Origin of the sequence: Candidatus Propionivibrio aalborgensis, assembly GCF_900089945.1 — a bacterium.
Taxonomy (GTDB): domain Bacteria; phylum Pseudomonadota; class Gammaproteobacteria; order Burkholderiales; family Rhodocyclaceae; genus Propionivibrio; species Propionivibrio aalborgensis.
The window spans coordinates 1-9300 of the sequence record NZ_FLQY01000081.1 but is presented as its reverse complement, the minus strand read 5'-3'; the positions used below and the strand labels follow the sequence as shown (position 1 = coordinate 9300).

The window sequence follows — 9300 nt, the reverse complement described above, 5'->3', positions numbered from 1 at the left end:
AAATTTCGCAAATGGTCGTAATCCAAGTGTATGTCATGTTCCACAAGGGTCTCTTGACGACCCATTGCGGACCTAGCCGGTCTAGGAAAGCAGACGTTCAGGAACGGCGCAAAAGTCGCTGGCGCTGAGCGGCTCTATCGCGCAGCGCCCGTGTGAACTGCCGGGTGGCGTCTTGTTAGCCACCTTCAACAGTGCTGTCCTTAATCTTGGTTAATTGGACACGAGCTTGATGCAAAAGCTCATTTAGTTCCCTTACTTGGGAATATGAATTTCCATGAGTTTCGTCGGCAAGCCGTCGGCCCATCTCCTGAACAACGATGAGCAGGTCAAACAATTCCTCAATTGTTTCTCGTCTTTCGCCTTCTCTTGTTTCGTTTAACATGGTGATCACCTTTCCCCAAATTTAGGCATATCGCCTGAGTTCTTCGACTTCTGTAACGGTCAGCGCCATTGCCTATCTTCTCCCCGACGAGAGGCCCAACGAATCGGTATAAAAATCCGGAATGTCCAATATTCCCCTTTTTGTCCGACTAAATGGTAACTGGAACACCGTCCATTCTGTCTTCTAACTTCTAAGGCAGCCACTGGCTGCTTCCGCTGTATAGCCAAAATCACCGTACTCCATTGCCGACATTCGATCTAATCATCGGTCAAAGTAGAGCCGAATGAGTGCTACAGACTGGCAAGAGACACTCAGGTTTCACTGCTAGTCGTCATAACGTTCCACTATGAGATCGGCTCCGGTAGTTTCGGACAGCACGCCGATCTCGGGACCCACCGCGTCTTCCGGGCGCAGTGAAACGAGAAGCTTTGTTCCCCGTGAGAACAGAAACTCCAATTGCACCTTTTCAATGCGTGTGGCGGCTACTAGGTTCTGGCCGATAAGAGTGCAAACGCAGTCGTAGAAGCCAGAATCCGCAGGTGAGAGAACACGTTTCCCAATTGAAACGCGGAGTTTCGGATATACGGAAAGCGTGTGTGGCCCGAGGACGAATTGAACGTAGTCTTGAACGAATCGCACCTCTGATACGGGTTCAGTTTCGGTGAGGCGCTCATAGGCAGGATCGTTCATGTGGCCGTCCAACGGTAATTGCCAAATCTAAATGGCCGGTCGTTCTCCGTCATGCAGCAATAACCCCGGTCATATTGGCTCTGCAGAATACGGCACCATCATACACGGAGACTAGTTAAAAGGCCGCTTTATGGCGTTTTCACCACCGTCCGGAGCTGGCCGGTCTCAGACTTCATCTCCAATCCTCAATCTGCAATCCGCCGACTCGCTTGAATTCGCCGACATTCGACGTAACCACCACCAACCCACGCGCCAGCGCCGTGCCAGCTATCAGGACATCGTAAGCCCCGATCGGCTGACCCTGGGTCTTGAGCGCCGCACGAATTGCTGCGGCTGCCTGTGCATCAGCTTCATCAAACGGCAGCGTGGCGATGGCCGAAAAAAACGCGTCCAGTATTGGTGTCAGCTTCTTTGCGCGCTCGGTGTTGAGCGCTAGGCCGTAATCAATCTCCATGCGCGTGAGCGCAGATACGCCTATCAAATCCGGCGGTGTGGCTTTGACGCGCGCCAAGACGCTGGGTTGGCCTTTGACGAAATCAGAGACCGTGCAGGTGTCGAGCAGATACCTCACGCCAACGGGTCAGCTGCCGGCGGCTTGAGGTGGTCTCTGCTTGCTTCAAATGGCAGCATGTCGGGCATACCCTTGAAGGCCAGTAGCTCAGCCGGCCATTGGGGTTTGCCGCGCCTCTTCAGCCACTCGCTCACTGCCTGGCGAACCAGCGCATTCCGGCTTTCGCCAAGCTTCTTGGCAACTTTGTTGAGCTGCTGACCCGTTTCGTCGTCGAGGTAGATGTTGAAGTTCATGACTACGGCCTCCACACGCATAACTGTTTTGTATGTTATGTGAAGGAGGTGCGAATTGGAAGGTATGGGAGAGTGAAGGTGCAACCACCAGTATGGAGTAGCAATCCTGACCGGCCGGTTGACAGCTGAAATTCAGGCGGGCGATTCAAGGTGGACTTGGTTCAATGGCCGCTTACGGGAAATCAGGATGGTCCAGCGTCCGCCTGAGGGTGTCGAATGAAGCGCGCCCCGTACCATCCGTCCTTCGAGGGAGCCGAAGAATCAAGCATGTCGGCTCTGGTGGAACGGATCATCGATAGCGGCAAGGCGATCTCGCCCTGAAGCGTTCCGAGTTGGCCGGCAGCGGAGAAGATGTTATACGCGTAGCCGACCGGTTGAAGCCATTCGCCTTGGCATCCAGCCCTGGTCGTGCGAAAAGCTTGATAACACAGCCCGGCACAACGGCCAATCAGGCGCCGAGTCGGGCTGTGCGGTGGCTGTCGACGACCTGGAGCAATTGCGCGAAAACCTTGGGCGTGCCGGCAATCACGTTCCCGGTCTCCAGATAGTTCTCGTTGCCGGAAAGGTCGCCGATCAGGCCGCCCGCTTCTGAAACCAGCAGCGCGCCACCGGCGATATCCCACGGCGCAAGACCGAATTCCCAGAAACCATCGAGCCGGCCGCAGGCGACATAGGCGAGATCCAGCGACGCGGCACCTGGGCGACGAATGCCGGACGACTTCTGCATCAGCTCCTTGAGCGTGCCGAGATAGGCGTCGATGTGCTCGAAGCTGTGGTAAGGAAAACCGGTGCCGATCAATGCATCTTCAAGTTTGAGGCATTTGCTGACGCGGACGCGGCGATCGTTTAGGAAAGTGCCGGCTCCCTTGCTGGCGGTGAACATTTCGTTGCGCATCGTGTCGTAGACGACTGACTGTGTCACCTGACCCATGTGCGTCAGCGCGATCGATATCGCATATTGCGGAAACCCGTGGATGTAGTTGGTGGTGCCGTCGAGCGGATCGATGATCCACTGGTAGTCGCTGCCGGCGCCTCGCCCGGCGGTCTGGCCTGACTCTTCTGCTAGAATTCCGTACTCCGGATAAGCCTCGCTGAGCACTTCGATAATTGCGGCTTCGGCGGCCTTATCCACTTCGGTAACGAAGTCGCTCTGACGCTTGGTCGTCACCTTGAGGTGTTCAAGTTCGTTCGCAGAACGGTTGATGATCTGGCTGGCCCGCCGCGCGGCCTTGATGATGATGTTCAGTGCTGGATGCATGGTTTTAAAGAACTCTACGGGCGGGGAAGGGTGCCGGGCTGGCACCTGATTCGGCCCGATTCATTTGCGGAGCGCGTATTCTATATGAACCCTGCCTTGGCGTCTCTTGGTGCTCGTTCCCCTCATCGCTTGGTCACGCCGCTCGACAGGGTGCATGTCGTGCTGTCGCATCCGAGCCATCCAGGCAATATCGGTGCCGCGGCGCGCGCGATGAAGACAATGGGCCTGTCGCACCTGACGCTGGTCAATCCGAAGCGCTTTCCGGATGACGAAGCCATCGCCCGCGCGGCGGGTGCCGAAGACGTTCTGGTACAGGCAACGGTTTGCGAGAGTCTCGAACTTGCTCTTTCCAATACGATCTTTGCGGTGGCCATCTCGGCGCGTCATCGCAACCTGGGTCCCGAGCCGATGCAGGCGCGTCAGGCCGCCCCCGAAATTCTCGCTCAAGCGGAGAACGGCAAGGTGGCACTAGTGTTCGGCAACGAGACGGCCGGCCTGTCGAACGCCGAGGTGCAGCGCTGCCAGCGTACGGTATTCATCCCGGCCAATCCGGATTATTCCTCGCTCAATCTTGCTTCGGCGGTGCAACTGATTTGTTATGAGCTGCGATTGGCGGCGTTCGACGGCAGTCCGCCGGTGATTACCAAGGCTGTACCCTTTGCTTCGCCGCTTGCGACCAACGACGATGTCGAGCGTTTCTACGCGCATCTTGAGCGCGTCATGATTGATACCGGATTCCTCGATCCGCAGCAGCCCAGGCGGCTGTTGCCAAAACTGCGCCGGCTGTTCGGTCGCACGGAGTTAGAGCGCGACGAGATCAACATCCTGCGCGGCATCCTCGACGCCGTCGAAAAAAGGATCGACAAGCAAGGGGCTGACCGCTGAGACACTACCCAGCGTGCTTGAATCTTGACCGAATCAGTCGGGTATTATAGAATCGCCCCTTTTCGCAGCAAGGAATATCACTTCAATGTTCAGCCGTTTGCGTGAAGACATCCGTTCGGTTTTTGATCGCGATCCCGCCGCCCGTACTGCGTGGGAGGTGTTGACCTGCTATCCGGGGGTGCACGCTGTGATCATGCATCGACTGTCGCACTGGCTGTGGTGCCTTCAGTTGCGTTGGCTGGGGCGCCTGGTTTCGCATCTGGCCCGGTTTCTTACCGGCATCGAGATCCATCCCGGGGCGACGATTGGTCGACGTTTCTTCATCGACCACGGCATGGGTGTCGTGATTGGCGAGACCGCGGTTATTGGCGATGACGTGACGCTCTATCATGGGGTGACTCTCGGTGGTACGTCGTGGAACAAGGGACGGCGTCACCCGACGCTGGAGAACGGCGTCGTTATCGGTGCCGGAGCGCAGGTTCTCGGGCCAATTACGATTGGTGCGCAGGCCAAGGTTGGTTCCAATGCGGTGGTCGTCAAGAGCGTCCCGGCCGGAGCCACGGCCGTGGGGAACCCGGCACGCATCATCGACACCGATCTGGCGCAGAAACGCGAGGAGATGGCCGGCCAGATGGGCTTTTCGGCTTACGCACTGGCGAGCAATCAGGATGACCCTCTGGCGAAGGCAATTCACGGCTTGGTGGATCATGCCGTGGAAACCGATCGGCGTATTGGCGTATTGCTCAAGAAACTTGAGAGTAGTGGCGTCTGCCTGGAAGATGAGCTGGCTACGGCAGACAAGTTCGATCCAAATTACCTGAGTAAGATTGTTGACTAATTCGGGGAACTTTTCCCATAGTTGACAGAACTAATCAAGTATTAACCAGGAGGCACTATGCGACTGACAACCAAAGGACGTTTTGCGGTAACCGCGATGATCGATTTGGCACTGCGTAGCGGCGAAGGCCCTGTTACCTTGGCCGGCATCAGCGAACGGCAGAAGATATCGCTCTCGTATCTCGAGCAATTGTTCGGAAAATTGCGTCGCTGCAGTCTGGTCGATAGCGTGCGCGGGCCCGGCGGCGGGTACTGTCTGGCGCGACCCGGTACTCAGATCACTGTCGCCGACATTGTGCGAGCCGTTGATGAGACGCTTGACGCGACCCAGTGTGGCGGCAAGGAGAACTGCAAGGACGAAGAACGCTGCATGACACACGAGCTGTGGACTACGCTCAACACCAAAATGTACGACTACCTGACCTCGGTGACGTTGTCCGATCTGGTCGATAGTCAGCTCAAGAAGGTTGGCGGTGACGTCTCGGTGCTCCGGGATGCGCGGCGTATCGGCCCGAATCCGCGCGCCAAATCGACCCCGGCTTTTGCCTGATAGCATGTTTGCGCCGGTCTATCTTGATCACAATGCGACCACACCGCTGGAACCGGCGGTGCGGGAGGCGATGTTGCCCTGGCTTTCAGAGCAGTGTGGCAATGCGTCCAGTCGGCACGACTACGGCCGATCTGCACGGCGCGCTATCGACGAGGCGCGTAGTCAGGTGGCCTCGGCAATCGGCGCACATTTCAGTGAAATCGTATTCACCAGCAACGGAACGGAAGCGAATAACCTGTTTGTCAAAGGTGCGGCCGCTTGCATGAAGCCTGGTCTGCTGGCGGTCAGCGCGATCGAGCATCCGAGCGTGATCAGACCCGCAGAGCAATTGGTTCGGCGCGGTTGGCAGCTGCACAAGCTTGCCGTTGAGAACGATGGGCAGGTTGATGCGCAGAGTTACCGGACGGCATTGGCAGGAAAGCCAAGATTGGTCTCGGTGATGCTTGCCAACAACGAAACCGGCGTGTTGCAGGCCGTCGATGCGCTGGCCGCGCAGGCCCGAGCGGCGGGTGCATTGTTTCACTCCGATGCGGTGCAGGCACTGGGCAAGATCAGCGTTGATTTCCGCAGCCTGAATGCGGCAGGCGTCAATGCGCTGACGCTCTCTGCGCACAAGATTGGCGGACCAAAGGGAGCCGCTGCGCTGGTACTCGACAAGCGTGTTGAAATCGAACCGCTGATTGCCGGTGGTGGTCAGGAGCGCGGCTTGCGGTCCGGAACGGAGAATGTCGCCGCTATCGTCGGATTCGGTGTCGCTTGTGAATTGGCCGTGCGAAATCTGGCTGCGGTAGCACCGCGCTTGCTCGCGTTGCGAGATCAACTGGAACGCGGCTTGCGCGCAATGGGTGCGACGCTTTTCGGTCTTGGCGCCGGGCGTCTGCCCAACACAACCTACTTCGCGTTGGACGATGTGGATGGCGAAACGCTGGTCAGTCATCTGGACCGCGCCGGATTTGCCGTGGCCAGTGGTGCCGCGTGTTCCAGCGCCAATCCGGAGCCATCGCATGTGCTGCGCGCCATGGGAGTTGCGCCCGAACTTGCGCGTGGCGCCGTGCGCGTCAGCCTGGGTGCCGCCAGTACGGCCGAGCAAGTGAGCGATTTTTTAAGAATATTGCAGATCACAGTATCCAAACTGCTGCGACTGACCGCTGTTGCGGTTTAACCCATGAATATTGAAATCATGAACCATCTGGAGTCCGCGAAATGCTGAAACTGCCGATCTATCTTGACTATTCGGCAACCACACCGGTCGATCCGCGCGTGGCGGAAAAAATGATCCCTTATCTCGTCGAAAAGTTCGGCAACCCCGCCTCGCGTTCGCACGCCTTCGGCTGGGAGGCTGAAGCCGCGGTTGAGGAAGCGCGTGCCGAAGTCGCCAAACTGGTCAATGCCGACCCCAAGGAAATCGTCTGGACTTCAGGTGCGACTGAGTCGAACAACCTGGCCATCAAAGGTGCGGCGCATTTCTATTCCGGCAAGGGCAAGCATGTCATTACCGTCAAGACCGAGCACAAGGCCGTTCTGGACACCTGCCGTGAATTGGAACGGGGAGGTTTTGAAGTCACGTATCTCGATGTCAAGGAAAGCGGACTGCTCGACCTTGACGTATTCAAGTCCGCGCTGCGTCCCGACACCATTCTCGTATCGGTGATGCTAGTCAATAACGAGATCGGCGTCATTCAGCCGATTGCCGAAATTGGCGAAATCTGCCGCGGGAAAGGCATCATTTTTCATGTCGATGCAGCTCAGGCGACCGGCAAGGTAGCGATCGATCTGACGCAGTTGAAAGTTGACCTGATGAGTTTCAGTGCGCACAAGTCCTGCGGCCCAAAGGGCATCGGAGCGCTCTATGTGCGCCGCAAGCCGCGCGTTCGTCTGGAGGCGCAGATGCATGGCGGTGGACATGAACGCGGTTTCCGTTCAGGTACGCTGGCGACGCATCAGATCGTCGGTATGGGGGAAGCCTTCCGCATTGCGCGTGAGGAGATGGGCGCCGAGAACGAACGGATCCGCATGCTGCGCGATCGACTGCTCAAGGGCTTGTCCGATATTGAGCAGGTGTTTATCAACGGTGATCTGGAGCATCGTGTTCCGCACAACCTGAACATCAGCTTTGCTTATATCGAAGGCGAATCAATGCTCATGGCGATCAAGGATCTCGCGGTGTCGTCGGGCTCGGCATGCACCTCTGCTTCGCTCGAACCCTCCTACGTGCTGCGTGCTTTGGGTCGCGACGATGAACTGGCACACAGTTCGATCCGCTTCACTCTTGGCCGTTTCACCACCGAAGAAGAGATCGAATACGCAATTAAATTGCTGCACGAGAAGATCGGCAAACTGCGTGAACTGTCCCCGCTGTGGGAGATGGTGCAGGACGGTATCGATCTGAGTACGGTTCAGTGGGCTGCTCACTGATAACGAATCAATGGAGAATCAATCATGTCATACAGCATAAAAGTTCTGGATCACTACGAAAACCCGCGCAACGTGGGTTCCTTTGGCAAGGAAGAGGATGGTGTGGCAACGGGCATGGTCGGTGCACCGGCCTGTGGCGATGTGATGAAGCTGCAGATCAAGGTTGGCAAAGACGGCATCATTGAGGATGCCAAGTTCAAGACCTATGGCTGTGGTTCGGCGATCGCCTCGTCTTCGCTGGTTACCGAGTGGGTCAAGGGCAAGAGCATTGATCAGGCGTTGAGCATCAAGAATACTCAGATTGCCGACGAGCTGGCTTTGCCGCCGGTGAAAATTCACTGTTCTATTCTTGCTGAGGACGCAATCAAGGCGGCAGTGGCCGACTACAAGAAGAAGCATATTGAATAGAGCGGAATTACTAGAGAAAAGAAGGAGTATTGCAATGGCGGTTACGCTTTCCGAAAAAGCGGCAAAACATGTTTCTAGCTACTTGGTCAAGCGTGGCAAGGGCATCGGTCTTCGCCTCGGTGTTCGCACCAGCGGTTGCTCGGGCGTAGCCTACAAACTCGAATTTGCCGACGCAGCCGACCCGGATGACATCGAGTTTGAATCGCACGGCGTCAAAGTGCTGATCGATGCGAAGAGCCTGCCTTACCTTGACGGAACGGAGCTTGATTACACGCGTGAAGGTCTGAGCGAAGGGTTCAAATTCAATAACCCGAATGTGAAGGATGCCTGCGGTTGCGGCGAAAGCTTTAACGTTTGATGGCGGCGGCGAGCCGGGGCGTTGATATACAACGTTTGCCGTTCTGTTCGTGTTTGTTGATCGCGGCTAACTGGCCCGGCTTGGCTGATTGGTAGATGCGGCAAGACCGCAGAAAAACCGAATGGATTTCTCTGACGATCATTTTGCGCTGTTCGAGTTGCCGCGCACTTTCCGCCTTGACAGAACGGCACTGGATGCACGTTATCGCGCGATTCAGGCGCAGATTCATCCGGACAGATTCGCTAATGCAGGCGATGCGGAACGGCGACTTTCGTTGCAGTGGGCAACGCGTATCAACGAGGCCTATCAGACACTGAAGAAGCCCATGTCCAGAGCAAGATATCTGTTGCATCTGGCCGGGCAGGATGTTGATGCCGAAAGCAACACGGCGATGCCAACCGACTTTCTTGTCGAACAGATGGAATGGCGCGAATCGGTTGCCGAAGCACGCGCTGCCGGGAATCATCGCGAACTTGAGCATCTGCAGCATCGCTTGAAGCACGACATCGACGAATGCTATGCGGATATCGAAACCTTGTTCGACGATCATCGCGATCTTGAACAGGTGGCTGAAAAAGTGCGGAAAGTGATGTTTCTCGAAAAATTGTTATTCGAGATCGACGACGCCATGGCGGCGCTTGAAGCTTGACAAGAGCAAAATCCTACAAGACGGGGCACCTGAATTTCATGGCACTCTTACAAATTGCAGAACC

Annotated in this window: 13 protein-coding genes; 8 read left to right on the top strand and 5 right to left on the bottom strand. The window is 56.6% G+C overall.

Annotation, left to right across the window (positions count from 1 at the left end; all coding sequences use genetic code 11):
• Window positions 1-175 precede the first annotated feature (175 nt).
• The 5 genes from PROAA_RS05435 to PROAA_RS05415 form a co-directional block, all read right to left on the bottom strand.
• On the bottom strand, window positions 176-382 hold the full coding sequence (locus PROAA_RS05435; protein ID WP_186410372.1) for a hypothetical protein: 207 nt from the start codon (window positions 380-382) through the stop codon (window positions 176-178).
• A gap of 324 nt (window positions 383-706) precedes the next feature.
• Window positions 707-1072, bottom strand: coding sequence for a hypothetical protein (locus tag PROAA_RS05430; RefSeq protein WP_186410371.1), 366 nt, complete (start codon window positions 1070-1072; stop codon window positions 707-709).
• 172 nt (window positions 1073-1244) lie between these two features.
• On the bottom strand, window positions 1245-1643 hold the full coding sequence (locus PROAA_RS05425; protein ID WP_186410370.1) for a type II toxin-antitoxin system VapC family toxin: 399 nt from the start codon (window positions 1641-1643) through the stop codon (window positions 1245-1247).
• The gene (locus PROAA_RS05420) at window positions 1640-1876 is read right to left on the bottom strand and encodes a ribbon-helix-helix domain-containing protein (protein ID WP_186410369.1); all 237 of its coding nucleotides are present in this window, start codon (window positions 1874-1876) and stop codon (window positions 1640-1642) included. The genes PROAA_RS05425 and PROAA_RS05420 overlap by 4 nt, the downstream gene beginning before the upstream one ends.
• Window positions 1877-2324: 448 nt before the next feature.
• Window positions 2325-3134: an inositol monophosphatase family protein gene (locus PROAA_RS05415; RefSeq protein WP_186410368.1), complete on the bottom strand. Its 810-nt coding sequence runs from the start codon at window positions 3132-3134 to the stop codon at window positions 2325-2327.
• Window positions 3135-3218: 84 nt separating this feature from the next.
• On the opposite strand from PROAA_RS05415, the gene PROAA_RS05410 reads away from it, so the two are divergent.
• The 8 genes from PROAA_RS05410 to hscB all read left to right on the top strand — a co-directional run bounded on the left by PROAA_RS05410 (window position 3219) and on the right by hscB (window position 9236).
• Window positions 3219-4019, top strand: a complete 801-nt coding sequence (locus tag PROAA_RS05410; RefSeq protein WP_186410367.1) for an RNA methyltransferase — start codon at window positions 3219-3221, stop codon at window positions 4017-4019.
• Window positions 4020-4104: 85 nt separating this feature from the next.
• Window positions 4105-4857 (top strand): serine O-acetyltransferase, encoded by a 753-nt coding sequence (gene cysE / locus PROAA_RS05405; RefSeq protein ID WP_186410366.1) that lies wholly within the window; start codon window positions 4105-4107, stop codon window positions 4855-4857.
• 57 nt (window positions 4858-4914) lie between these two features.
• On the top strand, window positions 4915-5406 hold the full coding sequence (gene iscR / locus PROAA_RS05400; RefSeq protein ID WP_186410365.1) for a Fe-S cluster assembly transcriptional regulator IscR: 492 nt from the start codon (window positions 4915-4917) through the stop codon (window positions 5404-5406).
• 4 nt (window positions 5407-5410) lie between these two features.
• On the top strand, window positions 5411-6568 hold the full coding sequence (locus PROAA_RS05395) for a cysteine desulfurase family protein (RefSeq protein ID WP_186410364.1): 1158 nt from the start codon (window positions 5411-5413) through the stop codon (window positions 6566-6568).
• 41 nt (window positions 6569-6609) lie between these two features.
• A complete protein-coding gene (locus PROAA_RS05390) occupies window positions 6610-7821 on the top strand; it encodes an IscS subfamily cysteine desulfurase (protein ID WP_186410363.1) in 1212 nt (403 codons plus the stop codon).
• A 24-nt stretch (window positions 7822-7845) separates the two neighbouring features.
• The gene (gene iscU / locus PROAA_RS05385) at window positions 7846-8229 is read left to right on the top strand and encodes a Fe-S cluster assembly scaffold IscU (RefSeq protein ID WP_186410362.1); all 384 of its coding nucleotides are present in this window, start codon (window positions 7846-7848) and stop codon (window positions 8227-8229) included.
• A gap of 34 nt (window positions 8230-8263) precedes the next feature.
• Window positions 8264-8587 carry an iron-sulfur cluster assembly protein IscA gene (iscA, locus tag PROAA_RS05380; RefSeq protein ID WP_186410361.1) on the top strand — a complete coding sequence of 108 codons (324 nt, stop codon included), beginning with the start codon at window positions 8264-8266 and terminating at the stop codon, window positions 8585-8587.
• Window positions 8588-8708: 121 nt separating this feature from the next.
• Entirely contained in the window at window positions 8709-9236 is a 528-nt protein-coding gene (gene hscB / locus PROAA_RS05375) for a Fe-S protein assembly co-chaperone HscB (protein ID WP_186410360.1), read from the top strand.
• The last annotated feature ends 64 nt before the right edge of the window (window positions 9237-9300 follow it).

Excerpts from the sequence above, each read along its gene's own strand:
- iscU (WP_186410362.1), top strand. The coding sequence starts at position 7,846 with ATGTCATACAGCATAAAAGTTCTGGATCACTACGAAAACCCGCGCAAC.
- PROAA_RS05415 (WP_186410368.1), bottom strand. The coding sequence starts at position 3,134 with ATGCATCCAGCACTGAACATCATCATCAAGGCCGCGCGGCGGGCCAGC.
- PROAA_RS05390 (WP_186410363.1), top strand. The coding sequence starts at position 6,610 with ATGCTGAAACTGCCGATCTATCTTGACTATTCGGCAACCACACCGGTC.
- PROAA_RS05435 (WP_186410372.1), bottom strand. The coding sequence starts at position 382 with ATGTTAAACGAAACAAGAGAAGGCGAAAGACGAGAAACAATTGAGGAA.
- cysE (WP_186410366.1), top strand. The coding sequence starts at position 4,105 with ATGTTCAGCCGTTTGCGTGAAGACATCCGTTCGGTTTTTGATCGCGAT.
- iscR (WP_186410365.1), top strand. The coding sequence starts at position 4,915 with ATGCGACTGACAACCAAAGGACGTTTTGCGGTAACCGCGATGATCGAT.
- PROAA_RS05410 (WP_186410367.1), top strand. The coding sequence starts at position 3,219 with ATGAACCCTGCCTTGGCGTCTCTTGGTGCTCGTTCCCCTCATCGCTTG.
- PROAA_RS05420 (WP_186410369.1), bottom strand. The coding sequence starts at position 1,876 with ATGAACTTCAACATCTACCTCGACGACGAAACGGGTCAGCAGCTCAAC.
- PROAA_RS05430 (WP_186410371.1), bottom strand. The coding sequence starts at position 1,072 with ATGAACGATCCTGCCTATGAGCGCCTCACCGAAACTGAACCCGTATCA.
- PROAA_RS05395 (WP_186410364.1), top strand. The coding sequence starts at position 5,411 with ATGTTTGCGCCGGTCTATCTTGATCACAATGCGACCACACCGCTGGAA.
- iscA (WP_186410361.1), top strand. The coding sequence starts at position 8,264 with ATGGCGGTTACGCTTTCCGAAAAAGCGGCAAAACATGTTTCTAGCTAC.
- hscB (WP_186410360.1), top strand. The coding sequence starts at position 8,709 with ATGGATTTCTCTGACGATCATTTTGCGCTGTTCGAGTTGCCGCGCACT.